The organism is Marinobacterium lutimaris (genome assembly GCF_900108065.1).
Taxonomy (GTDB): Bacteria; Pseudomonadota; Gammaproteobacteria; order Pseudomonadales; family Balneatricaceae; genus Marinobacterium_D; species Marinobacterium_D lutimaris.
In genome coordinates, this window is sequence record NZ_FNVQ01000007.1 from 181,947 (window position 1) to 201,053 (window position 19,107).

At 59.8% G+C, this 19,107-nt stretch carries 19 protein-coding genes; 9 read left to right on the forward strand and 10 right to left on the reverse strand.

Translation table 11 applies throughout. From position 1 onward, the window contains the following. Positions 1-75: 75 nt before the first annotated feature. The 3 genes from C4S72_RS23460 to C4S72_RS23470 all read left to right on the forward strand — a co-directional run bounded on the left by C4S72_RS23460 (position 76) and on the right by C4S72_RS23470 (position 1,592). Complete coding sequence (locus tag C4S72_RS23460; protein WP_104005634.1) at positions 76-399, forward strand: phasin family protein; 324 nt, start codon at positions 76-78, stop codon at positions 397-399. 156 nt (positions 400-555) lie between these two features. Next, complete coding sequence (gene fldB, locus C4S72_RS23465; protein ID WP_104005635.1) at positions 556-1,071, forward strand: flavodoxin FldB; 516 nt, start codon at positions 556-558, stop codon at positions 1,069-1,071. Positions 1,072-1,148: 77 nt separating this feature from the next. Further along, a complete protein-coding gene (locus C4S72_RS23470) occupies positions 1,149-1,592 on the forward strand; it encodes a c-type cytochrome (protein WP_104005636.1) in 444 nt (147 codons plus the stop codon). Between the two features lie 115 nt (positions 1,593-1,707). On the opposite strand, the gene C4S72_RS23475 is transcribed toward C4S72_RS23470, so the two are convergent. Beyond that, entirely contained in the window at positions 1,708-2,382 is a 675-nt protein-coding gene (locus C4S72_RS23475; protein ID WP_104005637.1) for a cytochrome b/b6 domain-containing protein, read from the reverse strand. Positions 2,383-2,686: 304 nt separating this feature from the next. Between C4S72_RS23475 and prfB the strand changes: the two genes are divergently transcribed. The 5 genes from prfB (at position 2,687) to C4S72_RS23500 (ending at position 6,932) form a co-directional block, all read left to right on the forward strand. Continuing rightward, positions 2,687-3,781, forward strand: a complete 1,095-nt coding sequence (gene prfB / locus C4S72_RS23480; RefSeq protein ID WP_104005638.1) for a peptide chain release factor 2 — start codon at positions 2,687-2,689, stop codon at positions 3,779-3,781. A gap of 50 nt (positions 3,782-3,831) precedes the next feature. Beyond that, complete coding sequence (gene lysS, locus C4S72_RS23485) at positions 3,832-5,340, forward strand: lysine--tRNA ligase (protein ID WP_104005639.1); 1,509 nt, start codon at positions 3,832-3,834, stop codon at positions 5,338-5,340. A gap of 94 nt (positions 5,341-5,434) precedes the next feature. Then, positions 5,435-5,881 (forward strand): hypothetical protein, encoded by a 447-nt coding sequence (locus C4S72_RS23490; RefSeq protein WP_104005640.1) that lies wholly within the window; start codon positions 5,435-5,437, stop codon positions 5,879-5,881. 41 nt (positions 5,882-5,922) lie between these two features. Beyond that, positions 5,923-6,624: a uracil-DNA glycosylase gene (gene ung, locus C4S72_RS23495; RefSeq protein WP_104005641.1), complete on the forward strand. Its 702-nt coding sequence runs from the start codon at positions 5,923-5,925 to the stop codon at positions 6,622-6,624. 2 nt (positions 6,625-6,626) lie between these two features. Then, positions 6,627-6,932 carry a monooxygenase gene (locus C4S72_RS23500; RefSeq protein WP_104005642.1) on the forward strand — a complete coding sequence of 102 codons (306 nt, stop codon included), beginning with the start codon at positions 6,627-6,629 and terminating at the stop codon, positions 6,930-6,932. Positions 6,933-7,012: 80 nt separating this feature from the next. Here C4S72_RS23500 and C4S72_RS23505 read toward each other — a convergent pair whose 3' ends face one another. From C4S72_RS23505 to rsgA, 8 genes are all read right to left on the reverse strand, one after another. Further along, a complete protein-coding gene (locus C4S72_RS23505; protein WP_104005643.1) occupies positions 7,013-8,431 on the reverse strand; it encodes an efflux transporter outer membrane subunit in 1,419 nt (472 codons plus the stop codon). Positions 8,432-8,437: 6 nt separating this feature from the next. Next, a complete protein-coding gene (locus tag C4S72_RS23510; RefSeq protein ID WP_104005644.1) occupies positions 8,438-10,387 on the reverse strand; it encodes a MacB family efflux pump subunit in 1,950 nt (649 codons plus the stop codon). A 3-nt stretch (positions 10,388-10,390) separates the two neighbouring features. Next, positions 10,391-11,578 carry an efflux RND transporter periplasmic adaptor subunit gene (locus C4S72_RS23515; RefSeq protein WP_104005645.1) on the reverse strand — a complete coding sequence of 396 codons (1,188 nt, stop codon included), beginning with the start codon at positions 11,576-11,578 and terminating at the stop codon, positions 10,391-10,393. A 154-nt stretch (positions 11,579-11,732) separates the two neighbouring features. Then, positions 11,733-12,770, reverse strand: a complete 1,038-nt coding sequence (gene ygfZ, locus C4S72_RS23520; RefSeq protein ID WP_104005646.1) for a CAF17-like 4Fe-4S cluster assembly/insertion protein YgfZ — start codon at positions 12,768-12,770, stop codon at positions 11,733-11,735. A 25-nt stretch (positions 12,771-12,795) separates the two neighbouring features. Further along, on the reverse strand, positions 12,796-13,692 hold the full coding sequence (gene asd / locus C4S72_RS23525) for an archaetidylserine decarboxylase (RefSeq protein WP_104005647.1): 897 nt from the start codon (positions 13,690-13,692) through the stop codon (positions 12,796-12,798). A gap of 35 nt (positions 13,693-13,727) precedes the next feature. Further along, a complete protein-coding gene (locus tag C4S72_RS23530) occupies positions 13,728-14,543 on the reverse strand; it encodes a sulfurtransferase (RefSeq protein ID WP_104005648.1) in 816 nt (271 codons plus the stop codon). A gap of 57 nt (positions 14,544-14,600) precedes the next feature. Then, the gene (locus C4S72_RS23535; protein WP_104005649.1) at positions 14,601-16,214 is read right to left on the reverse strand and encodes an HDOD domain-containing protein; all 1,614 of its coding nucleotides are present in this window, start codon (positions 16,212-16,214) and stop codon (positions 14,601-14,603) included. 36 nt (positions 16,215-16,250) lie between these two features. After that, the gene (rsgA, locus tag C4S72_RS23540; protein ID WP_104005650.1) at positions 16,251-17,288 is read right to left on the reverse strand and encodes a small ribosomal subunit biogenesis GTPase RsgA; all 1,038 of its coding nucleotides are present in this window, start codon (positions 17,286-17,288) and stop codon (positions 16,251-16,253) included. A 93-nt stretch (positions 17,289-17,381) separates the two neighbouring features. Here rsgA and orn point away from each other — a divergent pair, with 93 nt between their 5' ends. Beyond that, positions 17,382-17,924, forward strand: a complete 543-nt coding sequence (gene orn / locus C4S72_RS23545; RefSeq protein ID WP_104005651.1) for an oligoribonuclease — start codon at positions 17,382-17,384, stop codon at positions 17,922-17,924. 29 nt (positions 17,925-17,953) lie between these two features. Here the strand turns inward: orn and queG are convergent, their stop codons facing one another. After that, positions 17,954-19,102 (reverse strand): tRNA epoxyqueuosine(34) reductase QueG, encoded by a 1,149-nt coding sequence (queG, locus tag C4S72_RS23550; protein WP_104005652.1) that lies wholly within the window; start codon positions 19,100-19,102, stop codon positions 17,954-17,956. Between the last annotated feature and the right edge of the window lie 5 nt (positions 19,103-19,107).

Consider the following 19,107-nt stretch of genomic DNA (forward strand, 5'->3'; position numbering starts at 1 on the left):
ATGCTTAATTAAAGGAAACTGCGATTGAGTCAGTAGCTTCCTCTATAAGTAAATAACATAAGGATGGGGTGCGGCATGTTTCAAGATATGAACAAAATGTTCAGCCAATCGATGGAACCGTTTAAGGAACTGGTCGATATCCAGACGAAGATGCTGGAAGAGCTGACCCGTCACCAGATGGATTGCACCAAGGCCTGTATCGAGGCCACCGTGCATCAGACACGGGAGCTGCAAAACTGTAAGACGCCTGGCGATATCCTACAGCTTCAGCAGGCCTATGCCAAAGAGCTGGAAGACACGCTTAAATCCGCCAATCAGCAAAACCTCAAGGCACTGACCCAGGCCAGAGAGGCGATGGAAATCCTGACCAAAGGCGCGATGGATAAGTTCAGCGGTTAAGTTTCAGCCTGAAAATTAACGCGTTTGAAAAACAGCTGGGTTAGAAACTGAGTCAGAAAAACTAAGCCGGTAAGATAAAAACGAGTCGGTTAGAATGGAAAAGCAGCCCGCGAAGGCTGCTTTTTTGTTGTTTAAGTTAGTGAACTGGATTGATAGATGGAAAAGATTGGCCTTTTCTACGCCAGCACCACCGGCAACACCGAAACGGTTGCGGAACAGATCGCCGGACTTATCGGCGGTGAAGCGGTCGACCTGCACGATCTGGCGGTGGACCCGGTCAGCAGCATCAATGATTATGAGCGGCTGATCTTCGGCATTTCGACCTGGGATTACGGTGAGCTGCAGGAAGATTGGGACGCGATCTGGGAAGAGCTTAAACAGCTCGACTTCAGTGGTCGTCGGGTGGCGCTGTTTGGCCTGGGTGATCAGATCGGCTACGGCGAATGGTTCGTAGATGCCATGGGGCTGCTGGCGGAGCTGCTGCAGGAGCGCGGAGCAGAACTGGTCGCGCCCTGGTCGGCCGAAGGTTATGAATTTGAGGAGTCCAAGGCGCTGACCGAAGATCGTAGCCAGTTTGTGGGCCTGGCTATCGATGAGGACGCCCAGTCCGGAGAAACCAGCGAACGTGTGGAGCGCTGGGTGCCGGAAGTGCTGGCAGCCTTCGATATTTGAGTTGTGCACTGCGGAACTTGATGCATCAGCATCGTCTAACAAAGTTGAAAACCATCCCAATAGAAGGAATCTAGAGAATGAAGAAGCTTGTCATTGCAACACTCGGCGGCGCCCTGCTTGCAGGCAGCCTGAATGTATACGCTGACGATGTAGAGGACGCTATCGAGTATCGCCAGGGGGTTTTCCAGGCGATCAAATGGTACTTCGGTCCGATGGCCGGCATGGCCAAGGGCGATATCGAATATGATGCGGCCGAGTTTACCCGCCGTGCCGAGATGCTGAACCAGCTCAGCTACATGCCGGAAGAGGGCTTTATCGCCGGTTCCGACAAGGGCGACACCGATGCACTGCCGGCGATCTGGGAAGATATGGATCAGTTCAGCGCCGGTTTTGACAAGCTTCAGGAAAACACCGCAGCCCTGGCAGAAGCCTCCAAGTCTGGCGACATGGCCACCATCATGCCGGCCTTCGCCGAAGTGGGTAAAACCTGCAAGGGCTGCCACGACAACTTCCGCGACTGATTTTTATCGCGAATATCAGCAGATGTCGTGAGATCTGTGTGGGGTCTGCGGCAAGAGAAAGGGCGCCATCTGGCGCCCTTTTCTGTTTTTGCAGGCTGTGTTTTCGAGTAGGGAATCAGCCGATCCAGTAGAGCGTGCCAAACAACGCTATTGCGATAACGGCGACGACAGCGCCGCGCATGAACGGTGCCAGCGCCGGGTGACTGTGGACGTCGCTTACTGGTTTGCGGCCGTGGATCATCCCCTGTACCAGCGGCTCACGCTTGAAGCGCTGGTGATAGACCACACCCAGCAGATGCAGCCCCACAGCGGTGAGCAGAATATTGAAGTTGATCTTGTGCACGCTGGTCAGGAAAGAGGCGGTATCGCCACTGACCATGGAGGTCAGCGGACCTTCGGTAAAGATATCGTCGGTGGCAAACAGACCGGTGATTCCCTGTACGGCACACAGAAGGATCAGCGCCAGGACCATCCAGCCGCCCAGCGGATTATGACCGGTGTAGGTGGGCGCTTTGCCGCTGAGCACCTGTTTGAGGTAGCTCAGCGTAAAACCGGGGCTGCGCAGAAAGTCCTTGAAACGCGAGTAGGGGCTGCCGGTAAACCCCCAGATCAGCCGGAACAGCACCAGCGAGACCACCGCGTAACCGGCGATCATATGCCAGCTCATCCACATGCCGCCCTCTTCGCCGCTCCACCAGGCAAAGCCTATGGCGCCGACCAGGCCCCAGTGAAACAGGCGGGTAAAAACGTCCCACACGGGGAGTGCTTGGGTTTTGGTACTGGCGTCCATGTGTCTGGCTCCATTTGATCGTCACTGACAGGCTGTATGGCGGGATCTCGCTGCGGAGAACTTGGCCATATTTAAGGTTATAGATTTTAAGAGAAAAGCGTGACGAATTGGTTCCCAAATGAGCCGATTCCGAACGGTTTTTCGGTGAAAACCTGCTCGGCGCGGCAAACAGCGCCAGGGTTGCGACTGTTGCGACAGTTTTCCTGAGAGTTTCCTGCGATGTGGCGGCGTACACAATTCAAACAGCGGCCCGGATCAGGTAGAATACGCTCCTTTTTCCAAGCAGCGAGTTTTTGAAACCCAGATGGAAATTAACCCGATACTGAATAGCCTCAAGGATATCGGCGAGCGCACCCAACTGCTGCGTACCTACCTCGAATACGACGTCAAGAAAGAACGCCTCGAAGAGGTAGAGCGCGAGCTCGAGGATCCTGAGGTCTGGAACAACCCGGAAAACGCCCAGCAGCTGGGCCGCGAGCGCTCCAGCCTGGAAGGCGTGGTCAGCACGATTGATGCGCTGGAAAGTGGTGTCAGCGATGCCCGCGAACTGCTGGACCTGGCCGTTGAAGAAGACGACGAAGATACCGTCGCCGAAGTTGAGTCCGAAGTCGCGTCCCTGACCGAGAAGCTGAGCCAGCTCGAGTTCCGCCGCATGTTCTCCGGCGAAGCCGACGGTAACAACGCATTCATGGATATCCAGGCCGGCTCTGGTGGCACCGAGGCCCAGGACTGGGCCAACATGATGCTGCGTATGTACCTGCGCTGGGGTGAAGCCAAGGGCTTCAAGACCGAACTGATCGAAGTCTCCGACGGTGAAGTGGCCGGTATCAAGTCCGCCACCATCCGTTTCGAGGGCGAGTACGCCTTTGGCTGGCTGCGCACCGAGACCGGCGTGCACCGCCTGGTACGTAAGTCGCCGTTCGATTCCGGTGGCCGCCGTCATACCTCGTTCTCGTCTGTCTTCGTCTCTCCTGAGATCGATGACAACGTGGATATCGAGATCAACCCGGCCGACCTGCGCGTAGACGTTTACCGCGCCTCCGGCGCCGGTGGTCAGCACGTTAACCGTACCGAATCCGCCGTGCGTATTACCCACGAGCCGTCCGGTATCGTCGTGCAGAGCCAGTCCGCGCGTTCGCAGCACCAGAACCGCGACACCTGTATGAAACAGCTGCGCGCGAAACTCTATGAGATGGAGATGCTCAAGCGTCGCGAAGCCGCCCAGGAAGTGGAAGACACCAAGGCCGATATCGGCTGGGGCAGTCAGATCCGCTCCTACGTGCTCGACGACCAGCGCATCAAGGATCTGCGCACCGGTGTGCAGACCTCCAACTGTGATCGCGTACTCGATGGCGATCTCGACCAGTTTATCGAAGCAAGTCTGAAGGCCGGTCTCTGATCCGGATCCTTTAGAAACGATATAAGCCGACTTTTTAAGGTACAGACCTGATGTCCGACAACGCTCAGACCCCTCAACAAGATGAAAACCGCCTGATCGCCGAGCGCCGCGAAAAACTCGCTGCGCAGCGCGAGCAGGGCAACGCCTTCCCCAACACCTTCCGACGCGACAGTTATGCCGGCGATCTGCAGAAGGAACACGGTGAGAAGAGCAAAGAGGAGCTGGCCGAAGCGGGCATCAAGGTATCCGTCGCGGGACGTATCATGCTTAACCGTGGCGCCTTCATGGTGCTGCAGGATATGAGCGGCCGTATCCAGCTGTACGTCACCAAGGAAGCGCGTCCGTTCGCCAAGTCCCTGGACCTGGGCGACATCGTCGGTATCACCGGTACGCTGCAGAAGTCCGGTAAGGGCGACCTGTACGTGAACCTGGATGAATACCAGCTGCTGACCAAGAGCCTGCGTCCGCTGCCGGACAAGCACAAAGGTCTGCAGGACATGGAGATGCGCTACCGTCAGCGCTACGTGGACCTGATCACCAACGAACAGTCCCGCACCGTGTTCGAGACCCGTTTCCGTATCGTCGCCGCGATCCGCCAGTTCCTGGCAGAACGTCGCTTCCTCGAGGTGGAAACCCCGATGCTGCAGGCGATCCCGGGTGGCGCCAGTGCGCGTCCGTTCGTGACCCATCACAACGCGCTGGATATCGACATGTACCTGCGTATCGCGCCGGAACTGTACCTCAAGCGTCTGGTCGTTGGCGGCTTCGAGCGCGTGTTCGAGATCAACCGTAACTTCCGTAACGAAGGGCTGTCGACTCGTCACAACCCCGAGTTCACCATGATCGAGTTCTACCAGGCGTACGCGGACTACCACGACCTGATGGACCTGACCGAAGAGATGCTGCGCACTGTGGCGCAGAGCGTCCTCGGCACCACCACCCTGATCAACACCGTGCGTGATGAAGAGGGTGAGGTGATGGAAACCTTCGAATACGACCTGTCCAAGCCGTTCGCGCGCATGTCTGTGTTTGATGCGATCCTGCACTTCAACCCGGATATCACTGCCGAAGCGCTGGCCAACGAGCATGCTGCCCGTGAAATCGCCCAGCGTCTGGATATCGATGTGAAAGACGGCTGGGGCCTCGGCAAGATCCAGATCGAGATCTTCGAAGAGACCTGCGAGCACCGCCTGCAGCAGCCGACCTTCATCACCGAATACCCGACCGAAGTCAGCCCGCTGGCCCGTCGCAGCGATGACAACCCGTTCGTTACCGACCGCTTCGAGTTCTTCGTTGGCGGCCGCGAACTGGCCAACGGCTTCTCCGAGCTTAACGACGCCGAAGACCAGGCCGAACGCTTCCGCAAGCAGGTGGAAGAGAAGGACGCCGGTGACGACGAAGCGATGCACTACGATGCGGACTTCGTTAACGCCCTGGAATACGGCCTGCCGCCGACCGCTGGCGAAGGTATCGGCATCGACCGTCTGGTGATGCTGTTTACCGACTCCGCATCAATCCGTGACGTGATCCTGTTCCCGGCCATGCGCCCGCGGGTCTGATTCGCGCAGGTGTAGATGTTTACAGAAAGCCGCTCAGTGCGGCTTTCTTTTTGGCTGAAATCCAAAGCGGGCCGAGCCCCGTTGGGAGAAAACCTTGGGCTTCAAGCAGATTCTGTTTCCGCAGACCTCCCGGGAGATTCCCGGCAAACGCTATATCAGCCTGACGTTGCGCGGCCTGCATCTGGTCGGTGTGGCGGGTGTGGCGGGGCTGTTTCTGTTCCAGCTGCCGTTTGAGCAGTGGCGTATCTACGGCCTGCTGGCGCTGGCCAGCGGTGTACTGATGATGGCGATGGAGATCTGGGGCGATGGTGTCTGGCTGTTTCAGCTCAGGGGCCAGGCGGTACTGTTGAAGCTCGTGTTGCTGGTGCTGGCGCTGATCTGGCCGGCCAGCGCCGCGATCAACTTTATTATCATTGTGCTGCTGTCGGCCTTCTTCTCCCATGCGCCGGGCAAGATTCGTTACTATTCGATCTGGCACGGTGAGGTGGTCAAGGCGCTACGTACCGCCGATGGCCGTATCCGCAACAGCGGCCAGCGATGAAATAAATTGCAATATGAGTCCCTGGGACAAATGAGGTAAAGATGGCACTGGATAACGCCCCCAGCTGGCAGCCGCTGCTGGCGCAGGAGTTCGAAAAGCCCTACATGGTTGAGCTCAAAGCGTTTCTGAAACAGCGCAAGGAGCAGCACGTCACCATCTACCCGCACTCCAGCAACTGGTTCCACGCGCTGGAGGCCACGCCGCTGGATAACGTGCGCGTGGTGATTATCGGGCAGGACCCCTACCATCAGCCAGGGCAGGCTCACGGGCTCTGCTTCTCGGTCAAGCCGGGCGTAAAAGTGCCGCCGTCCCTGGTGAATATCTACAAGGAGCTGCACTCGGACCTGGGCCTGGTGCCGCCGAAACACGGCTACCTGGAATCCTGGGCCAGGCAGGGCGTGCTGATGCTGAATGCGGTACTCACCGTGGAAGACAGCAACGCCAATGCGCATCAGGGCAAGGGCTGGGAGCAGTTTACAGACCGGGTTATCCACCTGGTCAATGAACAGTGCGATCACGTGGTGTTTATCCTCTGGGGCAGTTATGCACAGAAGAAAGGCGCCTTTATCGACCAGAGCAAACACCTGGTGCTGAAGTCACCGCACCCGTCGCCGCTGTCTGCGCATCGCGGCTTTTTCGGCACCCGTCCCTTCTCCCAGGCCAATGAATGGCTTCAGGCCCAAGGGCGTGAGCCGGTGCAGTGGCAGCTGCCCGAACAGGTTGAAGAGCTGGCTGAGGAGTAAAGATGGCTACATTGCTGCAGATCGATTTTCCCTTCGCGGGCCCCTTTGGTGAAGAGATGGCGCAGGCGTTTGCTGAATTGGCGGCGACCATTAACGATGAACCTGGCTTTATGTGGAAGATCTGGACCGAAAGCCAGAGTGCTCAACAGGCTGGTGGCATCTATCTGTTTGATACCGAAGAGAACGCCCGCGCTTATCTGAAAAAACATACCGCGCGCCTTAATGGCTTTGGTATCAGCGGGATCGAAGCCAAGGTGTTCGATGTGAATGAGAGCCTGTCGGCGATCACCCGCGGTCCGATTAAATAGCGCTGTTAAATAGCGCTTTGGCAAAGACCGGCCGGTATCTGATCTCTTCCTGAACCGGCCGCCCGATTATCCTTATTTCTTTACTCTGCCCCCTCCGGTTCAGCCTCAGGCATTGCCGGAGCCGTGTCGCTGCCGCCCAGTGCCTGGTATAGCGTCGCCACCGCGGTGAGGCGGTTGTATCGGTTTTCCAGCAGTGACTCCTCTGCACTGCGGCGATCGTCCTGGGCATCGAGCCAGTCCTGAATCGCGGCGGCACCGTTGCGGTACTGGCTCTCGTACAGTCGCTCCGCTTCCTCGGCGGCCTGGTACTGCTGCTCCAGCTCCTCACTCTGCAGACGGTAGTGGCTGATTGCCGACAGAGCGTTATCCACATCCTCAAACGCCTGATAGAGCGTATCCCTGTAGGTGATCACGGCGCTTTCGTAATCGATCTCGGCGATATCCCGGTTCAGCTGCATCTCGTTCCACTGCAGAAAGGGCAGCACCAGGCCGACACCGAGGCTGCCCACCGGATCGCGCAGCAGTTCTCTCAGCGCCGAGGAAGAATCGCCGATCTGGCCGGTCAGGGTCAGGGTGGGCAGATAGTCGGCAAAGGTGGCGTCGCGGCTGGCGAGGGAAGCCTGCAGGCTGTAGAGCGCAGACTTCACATCCGGGCGGCGCACCATCAGATCGGCGGGAATACCTGCGCGTACCTCAGGAACCTCTGCCGTGGGCAGCTGGGTGATCGAGGTTTCGATCTCACCGGGCGGCTGGTTGAACAGGATCGACAGGGCGTTCTGCGCCTCGTTCAACTGGCGATCCAGTTCTATGCGGCTGGCACGCTGGCTGGAAAGACTGCGGGTTGCCTGCAGCACATTGAGCCGGGAGACGGCACCGGCCTCGTATTGTGTCCGGGTCAGCTCCAGCGTCTGTTCGGCGTAATCGATACTGGCGTCGGCCAGGGCCAGCCGCTGCTTCAGATAGCCGATCTGCCAGTAGAGCGAGGAGGTGGTGGCCACCAGGCTCTGCGCCGTGGCTTCACGATCCTCGGCGCTGGCCAGGGTGCTCCAGTTGGCGGCATCCAGGTTGGCGGACAGGCGGCCCCAGAGATCCAGTTCGTAACTGACCGACAGGTTGGCGGAGTAGCTGTGGCTGTTGGCGCCGCTGTCCAGATTTTCACTGTGTGATCCGGAAACACTGGATGACAGCTGTGGATAAAGATCCTGGCGGCTGATACCGGCCTGCAGTCGCGCGCGCTGCAGCGTCAGCGTGGCCAGGGCCAGGTCGTTATTGTTTGCCAGAGCACCGGCAACCAGCGTATTCAGCTCAGGGTCGTTGAACTGCTGCCACCAGGGATCCATGGAGACCGCGTCGCTCAGCGTTTCGCTCTGCCAGCTGGCGGGCACCTGCACGCTCGGCTCCTGAAACTCGGAGCGGGTCAGGGCACCGCAGCCGCTCAGCAGAGCGACACTGAGGGCGAGAATACTAAGCTTGGGGTGAAAAGGGCGTTTTATCTTCATCGCGTTTTACTCTCGGGCCAGGGCATCGACCGGGTCGAGCCGGGCGGCGTTGCGTGCGGGTAGGAAGCCGAACAGCACGCCGATCAGGGTGGAGCAGGCAAAGGCGGCCAGGATCGAGTTGCTGGAGTAGATCAGGTTGAAGCTGCTGCCGGAGTAGCTGAAACCGACACCGATCAGGTAGGCCAGCAGGATACCGAGCAGCCCGCCGCAGAGGCATACCAGCACCGCCTCGATCAGGAACTGGCGCAGGATATCCGCCTGCCGTGCGCCCACCGCCATGCGCACCCCGATCTCCTTGGTGCGCTCGGTGACCGAGACCAGCATGATGTTCATCACGCCGATACCGCCCACCACCAGTGAGATCACCGCAATCGCTGAGATCAGCAGCGTCATCGTCGCCGTGGTCTGCTCGATGCTGGCGCGGATGGTATCGGTGTTGATGGTGAAAAAGTCCTGCTTGCCGTGACGCATCTTCAGCAGGGAAACGATCCCCTGTTCCGCGGCATCGCTGGGCACCGAGGCGTTGACCCGCACGGTGATACCGTTGAGGTAACTCTGCCCCACCATGCGCCCGGCGATGGTGGTGTAAGGGATCCACACCGTCAGCGAGTCATTATTGCCAAAGGCACTCTGGCGCGGCGCGGTAACACCAACGATGCGCACCGGCAGATCGCCGAGGAAAATAACCTGGCCGATCGGGTTGGAGTCCGGGAACAGCTCCTTAAGAGTGTTGTTATCGATCACCGCTTCCTGCGCCAGGGTTTTGACGCTGGCGTCATCCCAGTACTGGCCCTGGGCCAGTTCATAGCCGCGCACACGGAAGAAGTCCGGCCCGACACCGCTGATACTGGCGCTGACCGCCTGGTTGCCGAAGCGGATGGTAGCGCTGGAGCTGATCGACGGCGTTACGCTATCAACAAAGCTGAGATTCTCCAGCGCCTCGCTATCCTGGCTGGTCAGCGTGCGTACCCGGCCGGAGCGCCGGTCGCCAAAACCGCTGCCAGGGCGGATATCGATGGTATTGGTCCCCATGGAAGCGATATTGGAGAGGATCTGTTGCTGCGAGCCGGCGCCGAGGGCTACCACCGAGACCACGGAGGCGATGCCGATGATGATGCCCAGCATGGTCAGAAAGGTGCGCAGCCGGTGCGAGGACATCGCCAGCAGGGCCATCTTCAGCGCTTCCAGCTGAGCCTCCCAGGCATTCAGCCAGGGGTGGCGCGCCTTGGGGGGAGCCTCGTCGCGGATTTCGATGTTTTCCGGGGGCTGCTTTTTGCTGTGATCGCTGACGATCTCGCCATCCTTGATCTCGATGATACGGTCGGCAAACTCGGCCACCTTGGGATCATGGGTGACGATAATGATGGTGTGACCGTCATCGTGCAGCTCGCGCAGCAGGCGCATCATCTCTTCGCCGCTGGCGCTGTCCAGGGCGCCGGTGGGTTCGTCGGCGAGAATCACGTCACCGCCATTCATCAGTGCGCGGGCGACACTGACCCGCTGCTGCTGACCGCCGCTGAGCTGGCTGGGCTTGTGATCCAGACGCTCGCCAAGACCCAGGCGCGTGAGCAGTTTTGCAGCGCGTTCGTGCCGGGTCTGACGGTCCTGCAGCGAGTAGATCGCAGGCACCTCCACGTTGCCCATGGCATTGAGGTCGCCGAGCAGGTGGTAGCGCTGGAAGATAAAACCGAAGTACTCGCGGCGCAGCTCCGCCAGCGTATCCGCATTCAGGGTGGAGATATCCCGGCCGTTGATCCTGTAGGTACCGGATGAGGGGCGATCCAGGCAGCCGAGAATATTCATCAGCGTGGATTTGCCGGAGCCGGATGAGCCGATAATCGCCACCATCTCGCCGCGATGGATACTCAGGTCCACCTCTTTGAGAACGGTCAGCGGTTGATCGCCGGCGGGAAAGGCGCGGCTGATACCGCGCAGTTCAAGCAGTGCTTCGGCCATGATTTAGAACCCCATCGGCCCGCGGCGTGCCTGGAACATGTTGCCTTCGCCGTTGGACATGCCGGTGACGACCTGGTCGCCTTCGCTGAGCCCCTCGGTGATCTGGGCGAACACCTTGTTGTTGATGCCGACCTTAACCGGGCGGTATTCCAGTTTGCCGTCAGCCAGCACCGGTACCTGGTAGCCGCTTTCGCCACGGCCAGCCGGCTTTTTCTGCAGGATCTGGGCGGGCACCAGCAGCGCGTTGTCGGCGTTGGCCAGCACGATGGAGACCTCGGCGGTCATGCCGATGCGCAGCACGCCCTCCGGGTTATCCACATCGAACAGGCCGTTGTAGTAGATCGCATCGCTGTCGCTGGCGCTCATATCGGCATCGTCGCCGTCCATCAGCGTGGGGCCGGGTTCGATGGCGCGCAGGGTGCCGCGATAGCGCTTGTCGGGCTGACCGAGAATGGTGAAGTAGGCTTCCTGACCCGGTTTGACGTTGATCACGTCGGCCTCGGAGATCTGAGCCTCCACGGTCATTTTGTCGAGCTGCGCCATCTCGACGATGGTGGGTGTGCTCTGGTTGGCGTTAACGGTTTGGCCCTGTTCGACGGCGGTGTAGACCACGGTGCCGTCCATCGGTGCGGTGATCTCGGTGTAGCCCAGGTCGAGCTTGGCGGTATCGACGCTGACCACGGCCTGCTCACGCTGGGCGTTCAGTTGCTCCAGTTCGGCGCGATAGACGGTGAGGCTGGCGCGGGCGCTCTCGAAATCGGCCCGGGCGCTGGCGTTGGCCGCCTGCATCCGCTCCTGGCGTGCGAACTCCAGGCTGGCCTGTTCAATCTGTGCTTTCTTGGCGCGGATCTGGGCGTCGATGCTTTTCAGCGAGGCTTCGGCCTCTTTCAGATTGTTCTGCTGGCTGAGGCTGTCGATCTGGGCGATCAGGTCGCCCTCCTTGACCTGCTGCCCCAGGGCTACTGCCAGGGATTCGATCTGGCCGGACACCTGGGCGCCCACATTCACCAGCCGGGAGGCCTGCAGCATGCCGGTGGCGAGTACGGTTTGTTCTATCTTGCCGGTGCGCACCGCTTCGGTGACATAGGAGGGCGCAGGATCAGCGCTGTAAACGCGGTATCCGTAAGTGCCCGCGGCTACTAGAGCGATAACGGCCAGGCCGGCGAGTCCGAATTTAGTTGATCTGTTCATGGGGAGGGTGCAGTCCTGACGAGTGAAAATCCTTTCAGAATCTGCAGTATATCGATGTGAAGAGGGGAGGTGTTGCGATGAGACGTAAAGTTTTATTAAGAATCATTAACCTTTGGGTGTCGCTATCAATAAGGACACCCAAAGGTTGTCAGGCTTAACGCTTGCTTTCAAACAGGCGCGGATCCAGCGTATACGGGAGCTCCAGCAGGCTGAGCTCGGGTCCGTTAGCGGATTCCAGGTGGACCGTTGAGTTGTCCGCCTGCTCCTTGGTGATCACTGCCAGCAACTCATAGTTGTCGCCGCCGGTGGGGGCTGCGATCACTACCTGGCCGACATTTTCCTTCGCTTCGGAGTGCAGTGCCTGGCCAGGCTGCGGGCGTTCGCTGCTGCTGACTGAAGCACGGTACATCGGCTTTTTCAGAATGCCGCGGTGCTGCAGACGGGTGACCACTTCCTGGCCGGTATAACAGCCCTTGGTAAAGCTGACCCCGGACAGCGCCTGCAGGTTGGTCATCTGCGGGATAAAGGCCTCTGAGGTGTCGGCACGCAGATCGGGAACGCCTGCGCGTACCTCCTGCAGAGTCCAGTCATCGGTGCTGGCCAGCGTCGCATCAGTGCCCAGGCTGTCGAGCAGCTCGAGAGCCTGATCGGCCGGCAGCCAGCATTCAAAACGGTTTTCACCTGGTAGCTTCACCACCAGAGCGTCGTTATCGACGCTGACGCCATCGACCTCTTCGGGAAGTGACGCAACGACCTTCGTCGCCAGTGTCTCGGCGCCGGCGCCAAACAGGCCGACACCCACCAGCGAATCGTTCAGCGTGGCTTCTGCCTTGGAAAAGATGATGTACTTTTTCAGCGTGGTCAGCGCCTTGTCGGCGATGCTGGCGTCGCTGCGCAGATGCATGGCCTCGGCCGACTGCCTGATCACACGGAACAGACTGATCATATGGCCCTTGATGTTGCAGTGAGAGCCCAGGCGGCTACCGATGCGGTTCACCTCGGCCATATCGCAGCTCAGTTGCCCCTGCAGAAATTTCTGCGCGTCCGGGCCGTTGATGCTGATGATGCGCTGATGGGTCAGCGGCACCAGTGCAGCGCCTTCGCCGCTGAACGGCGCAGCGGCCGTGGCCACGCCCTGGTCGTCGAATGTGTAGCCGAGTGTCTGGAGTTTGTCCTGCCAGGCTGTAGTCATCTGTTCCCGCCTCGTAATCGATCTGTTAGCTGTTTGATGGGGCCGCAGGCTCGGATTTAAAGGTGGCGCCTTTAAACGTGCCGATGCGGCGTCCCAGGGTGACGGTGGACAGGTGGGTCAGGCTTTCCTCCCACTCCAGTGCTTCAGGCCCGAAGGCGAGAATCACGGTGGAGCCCAGATGGAAGCGTCCCATCTCCTGTCCCTTCTCCAACCGGATCGGGGCGGGTTCCGAGCGGCTGTAGAGTGTTTGTGGCTGGCGCGTTGCCGGAGCAACCTGACCGCCCCAGACCGTTTCGATACCGGCGACGATCATGGCGCCAACCAGCACCATCGCCATAGGACCGTACTCGGTATCGAAGATGGTGACAAGGCGCTCATTGTGGGCGAAGAGGTTATCCACACCCTCGGCGGTGGTGTTGTTCACCGAGTACAGATCGCCGGGAATATAGATCGCCTCGCGTAGCGTGCCGCTCACCGGCATATGTACGCGGTGGTAATCCCGCGGTGACAGATACAGGGTGGCAAAGCGGCCGTTGATAAATGGCTCTGCCCGTGACGGCGTGCCGCCGAGCAGGGTGGTCAGGCTGTAGCCGCGGCCCTTGGCCTGAATCAGGCGGCCGTGCTGGATTGGTCCCGCCTGGCTGACGGCACCGTCGCAGGGAGAGACCAGTGCGTCCGCGTCTTCATCGATCGGACGCGCATCGGCCTTGAGGGCGCGGGTAAAGAAGTCGTTGAAGTTGGCGTAGGCGCGGGGATCCTCCTCCAGCGCCTGGCTCATATCCACCTTGTAGTGTTTGCGGAACACTTCGATAAAGGTGTTCTTCACCCAGCGTATACGGCACTCGGCGATCATGCCGACCAGGCGCGACAGCAGGTGCTGGGGCAGCAGGTGCTGCAGCAGAATAAACAGTTTGTCTTTCAAGGGTCTCTCCATGGGCCGAGATGGTGGCCCTAAACTTAGCGTTCGACCGGCAGGTCCGGGGTGTTGCCCCATTCGAACCAGGAGCCATCGTAGCAACGAATATCATCCAGTCCCAACCAGCGGCCCACCAGCCAGGTCAGGCCCGAGCGGCGATGGGTCTGGCAGTGGGTGATGATGGTTTTGCCAGCGTCGATACCCGCTTCAGCAAGCAGCTGGCGCAGGCTGTCCTGGTCTTTCAGACGCGGCACAGGTCCGGCTTCAAGCAGGTCGGTCCACTCCAGCAGTCTGGCGCCCGGAATATGGCCGCCGACCTGGGCGTTGGTGATCTTTTCACCACGGTATTCATCGCCACCGCGGGCATCCCAGACGCAGAGATCGCCGTTGTCCAGGTGGGAAAGAATCCATGGGATATCGACCACCAGGTTAGTATCGTATTCAGCGCTAAAGCTCGACGGCGTCGGCAGATTCGCTTCGGTCTCAACAGGTTGCCCGGCAGCGGTCCAGCCAGCGAATTGGCCATTCAGGAAACTGGCCTGGTTGTGACCGGCGATCGCCAGGGTCCAGATCATGCGACCAGCCCAGGGGCCTTTCTGATCGTCGTACACAACCACCTGGTGTTCAGGCTTAAGGCCGATTTCTGAGAACAGGGCGCTGAGCTGCTCCACGCTCGGCAGCTTGTTCGGTACCGGCGCTTCGCCGCGCAGCAGGCGCTGGGAATTGACGTTGATGGCGCCAGGAATATGACCGGCCGCGTAGCTCTCGGCGCTGGACAGGTCGATGACGAGCAGGTTCGGATCGCCCAGGTGGGCAGCCAGCTGCTCCGGTTCGATAACAAGCGGTAGATGGGTCAAAACGAAACTCCTTAACTATAGCGGCTAAATATGGCGGCCAAATCTGGCGGTTCGAAGTCAGGACGGGGTGTGAGCCGGCAGCTGCTTAAGCGCCCGGGTGGCGGCGCTGCAGAGAATGCGGAAATGCTCCAGATGAAACTCTTCCAGTGGAGCATTGCTGCCCTGACGATCTGCATAGATCAGTGCCAGCGGCTGTTTGCCGATGAATATGGACATGATGAGGCAGTCATTCTGCTCCAGCAAGCCCCGCAACTCCGGGCTCAGACCGTTGTGGATCTGCTTCCGGTTAGCCTCGTGAATCTGCAACAGGGCCGGCTTTTCGCAAAGTCTGGAGAATATGCTTGGCTGCTTCAGGTCGACTTCAAGTTGTGACAGCGGTTCTGCCGGATCAACCCCTATCGCCTTGGCGGTGCGCAGGGTGGCTGTGCGGGTGTTGATCACACAGAGTGCGACCCGCTCCATGCCCAGGCCCCGGTTCAGGCCCTGGATCAGGCCCTGAAGGATATGAGCCTGCTTGGTGTAAAGCTCGTAGCCGCGCCGGAAGCGGTCCAAAATCTGTTTATAGATATGCGGGTTGAGCAGTTCCGGCGCTGGCGGCAGTTCCTCTTCGACGGGAAGCTCTTCCTGCTGGGGCTCTGCCGGTTCAGGGAAGCGCTCGGCGTAGAGTTTCAGCTCCTGGTCGGTGAGGCGATGCGGCAGCTGTCCACCGCCGGGAAGCAGCAGCAGTTCGCTGGCGGGCATCATCACACCCGGTACATGAAACTCCCGCGCCGACAGGGCGCAGTTGCGGTGCAGTCTCGACATGGTGGCGGCCAGTGGCTGGTCCAGGTAATCGCCGATGATGTCGAAGGTACGTAGCGAGCGTTCGCCGGTCCAGCTGCGACTGACGTTGAGCGTCATCCAGTTGGCCAGTTTGACCGGGAAATAGTGCTGCTGAACCAGGTGATTGAGCTCGCGCATATCCTCCTCTTCGAGACGGGGATCGTTCAGGGCGCGCATGTGCAGCTGCTTTATGGTGCTCAGCGATGGCGAGGTATCGTGATCCAGCGCCTGCAGCGTCAGCTCATTCAGCTTCCAGCGGTCGGCCAGGGCACGGCCCATCTCCTGGGTGGTGCAGCCGAACACCAGGCGTTCCATCTCCACGGGGCTGGCGTTCTCTTCAATGACGCCGATCTGAAAGCGATGCTTGTGCAGCGGTGCGTAGAGCCAGAGCATCCAGTGCACCAGGCCATAGAACAGTGCGGCGAGGCGCGCCTCTTCCGCGTAGGGGAGCTGTTTCAGCGAAACCCAGTCGGCCACCTGCACCGAGGCGTGGTGACTCGCCGCAATGGCGCGGAAAAAAGAGCGCTCCGAGACCGAATGAGGGTGAACCTTCATGGTGTCCAGTTCACGGATCAGGGTTTCGATGGCGCCAAACCCCAGTGAAGCGATGGCGTGATCGACGCTGGTGACAACGCTGCCCTTGGCTTCGTGACGTGACTGGGCCAGACGGGTGACATGCAGCGCCAGTACCGGGTCTTTGAGAACCTGGTGCCCGAGGCTGGCCAGCGTGGAATCGTCATTGGCCAGGGTGTGCTTTAGCCGAACCAGCGAGCTGGTGCGCACCGGGAGCGTTTTGTCTCCCAGGTAGGCGGTCCAGTCGTCGAGTCCGAAAAGGTTCTTGCTGGTCATAGGTTAGTGTCCGCTGCTGCCGCCAGAAAACTCCGGTCAGCTGTCGCGAAGCTGTCCATCGTTCAATGAAGCCAGAATCTGTCGATAGCTGTTGAAGCGGGGCTCGCTGATCTCGCCCTCTTCCAGGGCGCGCTTGAAGGCGCAGCCCGGCTCCTGCTCATGCTTGCAGTCGCGAAACTTACACATGCCGCGCAGCTCGCGCAGTTCCGGGAAGCCGTCGAGTACCTGGTCGGCATCGATATGCCAGAGTGCAAATTCGCGGATCCCCGGGGAGTCGATCAGGTCGCCGCCATCGGGGAAATGGAACAGACGGGCGGTCGTAGTGGTGTGTCGCCCCTTGCGGCTTTGCTCGGACAGCTCGCCCACGCGCAGGTCGATGCCCGGCAGCAGCTTGTTGATCAGTGACGACTTACCAACGCCCGATTGGCCAACAAACACGCTGATGCGGTTATTCAGCATTTGCTTGAGTTCATCCAGACCGTGATCCGCGGTGGTCGAGGCCTTGAGCACGCGGTAGCCCAGTTTCTCGTACTGCGCCAGCAGCGGCGGAAGGTAGGCGCCGGCTGGGCTGTCGAGCAGGTCAAACTTGTTGAGCAGCAGCACCGGTTCGATGCCGCAGGCCTCGGCGGCCACCAGGTAGCGGTCGATCAGGTTGGCGTGGGCGCGAGGCTCCACGGCGAACACAATGACGATAAAGTCGATATTGGCCGCCACAGGCTTGAGCTCGCCCTGGTTGTTCGGGCGCTGCAGTTCGCTTTTGCGCGGCTGGGTTGCGACCACAACGCCGCCGTCGTTGGAGGCACGCCAGACAACGCGGTCGCCAGTGACCAGCTGGCCCAGGTTGGTGCGCATATGGCAGCGGTGAATACTGCCCGCTTCCTCGCCCTCAAGCGCTTCCACGTCAACGCTGCGGCCGAAGTGAGAGATGATCAGGCCGGCTTGCTCCGGGCCGAGATCGCCCCCCTCGAGCTTGTCATCAAGGCGGTTGTCACGGAGTTCGGCGCGTTTTGCGCGTTCCGCCTGAATCTTTTCCACGCGCCAGGCTTGGCGCCTTGTCAGTTTGCGTTTCGCCATCGTTGCGGGCGTTGTCCCAGGGGCCAGTTATTTGATGTGCTAAGGTATTCTAAATTCGCTAAAATTTACAGCTTTGGACGGGGAGAGGCTTATATGGCGCAGGATCAGAGATTGATCTGGGTCGATCTGGAAATGACCGGCTTGATGCCGGAGAAAGACCGGATTATCGAAATGGCGGCGATTGTGACCGATGCCGATCTGAACCTGATCGCGGAAAGCCCCGTTATCTGCGTACATCAGTCGGATGAGCTGCTTGATGGCATGGACGAGTGGTGTACCCGCCAGCACGGCCAGTCAGGACTGACCGCCCGGGTAAAAGCCAGCGATATCAGCGAATCCCAGGCCGAACAGATGATGCTCGATTTTCTCAAGCAGCATGTGGAGCAGGGCGCATCCCCCATGTGCGGTAACAGCATCGGGCAGGATCGTCGTTTCCTCTACGCCTATATGCCTGAGCTCGAATCTTACTTCCATTATCGCAATCTGGATGTCAGCACCATCAAGGAGCTGGCGCGCCGCTGGAAGCCTGAGGTTCTCGATGGCGTGAAGAAGAAAGGCTCACATCTGGCGCTGGATGATATTCGCGATTCCATTGAAGAGCTGCGCTACTACCGCGAGCACTTTTTTGCGCTCTAATCCCTGTTGGCGCTTTAACTCTTAAGGATTTAGTCCTTTATTCTGCGGGCACCCGGATGCTGCTGAATCGGCAGTGGCACCGGCCCGGCCTTGCTGGCCAGTCGTTCCAGCGCCCAGTCGATATGCTCCTGCACCAGCGCTGACACGCTTTCCCGGCGGCTCCTAAGCGCCTCCTCTACTTTATCTCCGCCGCGGCTGTTGCCCAGGGCGACCGCCAGATTGCGCTGCCAGCCCTCGAAACCGGTGCGACGGATCGCCGAGCCCTCGGTATTCTTGAGAAAGGTTTCCTCATCCCAGTTAAACAGTGTCAGCAGATCCACGTCGTCCAGACTGTGGCGCGGTTTGAAGTCCTCTTCCGGTGTGCGCTTGGCGAAGCGGTTCCAGGGACAGATCAGCTGGCAGTCGTCACAGCCGAAGATGCGGTTGCCCATCAATGGGCGCAGCTCTTCTGGGATCGAACCGCTGTATTCGATGGTGAGGTAAGAGATGCAGCGTCTGGCATCGAGCACACCCGCTTCCGGGAAAGCCTTGGTTGGGCAGATATCCAGGCAGGCGCTGCAGCGACCACAGTGGGATTCGGTTTCTGGAGCATCGATCGGCAGCGGCAGGTTGGTAAACAGCTCGCCGAGGAAAAACAGCGATCCTGCCTGACGGTTTAGCAGCAGGGTGTGCTTGCCGATCCAGCCGATACCGGCGTTGCGGGCCAGCGGGCGCTCCAGTACCGGGGCGGAATCCACAAAGGGGCGGAATTGAACGGCGGCTTCGTCGCCGGCTTCCGCCGCCAGCCACTGGCCCAGCTGTTTCAGGCGTTTGCGGATCAGCTTGTGGTAGTCACGGCCCAGGGTATAGCGCGCGATATAGGCTTTGTCCGGGTTGGCCAGGGTCTTGAGGGTGGTCGTTTCTGGCGGCAGGTAATCCATGCGGACCATGACGATTCGTTCGCATCCCGGTACCAGTAGCTTGGGGTCTATCCGCTTATCGAAATGCTGCTCGAGGTAACCCATCTCGCCCTGGTAACCGGTGTCCAGCCACTGCTGCAGATGTTCCGCCTCGGCGGAAGCGTCCGGCAGGGTGATGGCGCACTGCTGAAAACCCAGCTCGCGGGCGCGCTGTTTCAGGCGTTGGGCCAGGGACTCGAGAGGTTCGGGCTGGTTTGCGTTTGCGCTGGGCTGTTCCACTATAA

What these genes read in the sequence shown, in the direction of transcription:
- C4S72_RS23460 (WP_104005634.1), top strand. Translation starts at nt 76, where the DNA reads ATGTTTCAAGATATGAACAAAATGTTCAGCCAATCGATGGAACCGTTT.
- prfB (WP_104005638.1), top strand. Translation starts at nt 2,687, where the DNA reads ATGGAAATTAACCCGATACTGAATAGCCTCAAGGATATCGGCGAGCGC.
- ung (WP_104005641.1), top strand. Translation starts at nt 5,923, where the DNA reads ATGGCACTGGATAACGCCCCCAGCTGGCAGCCGCTGCTGGCGCAGGAG.
- ygfZ (WP_104005646.1), bottom strand. Translation starts at nt 12,770, where the DNA reads ATGACTACAGCCTGGCAGGACAAACTCCAGACACTCGGCTACACATTC.
- rsgA (WP_104005650.1), bottom strand. Translation starts at nt 17,288, where the DNA reads ATGGCGAAACGCAAACTGACAAGGCGCCAAGCCTGGCGCGTGGAAAAG.
- C4S72_RS23535 (WP_104005649.1), bottom strand. Translation starts at nt 16,214, where the DNA reads ATGACCAGCAAGAACCTTTTCGGACTCGACGACTGGACCGCCTACCTG.
- C4S72_RS23510 (WP_104005644.1), bottom strand. Translation starts at nt 10,387, where the DNA reads ATGGCCGAAGCACTGCTTGAACTGCGCGGTATCAGCCGCGCCTTTCCC.
- fldB (WP_104005635.1), top strand. Translation starts at nt 556, where the DNA reads ATGGAAAAGATTGGCCTTTTCTACGCCAGCACCACCGGCAACACCGAA.
- C4S72_RS23505 (WP_104005643.1), bottom strand. Translation starts at nt 8,431, where the DNA reads ATGAAGATAAAACGCCCTTTTCACCCCAAGCTTAGTATTCTCGCCCTC.
- orn (WP_104005651.1), top strand. Translation starts at nt 17,382, where the DNA reads ATGGCGCAGGATCAGAGATTGATCTGGGTCGATCTGGAAATGACCGGC.
- lysS (WP_104005639.1), top strand. Translation starts at nt 3,832, where the DNA reads ATGTCCGACAACGCTCAGACCCCTCAACAAGATGAAAACCGCCTGATC.
- C4S72_RS23515 (WP_104005645.1), bottom strand. Translation starts at nt 11,578, where the DNA reads ATGAACAGATCAACTAAATTCGGACTCGCCGGCCTGGCCGTTATCGCT.
- C4S72_RS23500 (WP_104005642.1), top strand. Translation starts at nt 6,627, where the DNA reads ATGGCTACATTGCTGCAGATCGATTTTCCCTTCGCGGGCCCCTTTGGT.
- C4S72_RS23470 (WP_104005636.1), top strand. Translation starts at nt 1,149, where the DNA reads ATGAAGAAGCTTGTCATTGCAACACTCGGCGGCGCCCTGCTTGCAGGC.
- C4S72_RS23475 (WP_104005637.1), bottom strand. Translation starts at nt 2,382, where the DNA reads ATGGACGCCAGTACCAAAACCCAAGCACTCCCCGTGTGGGACGTTTTT.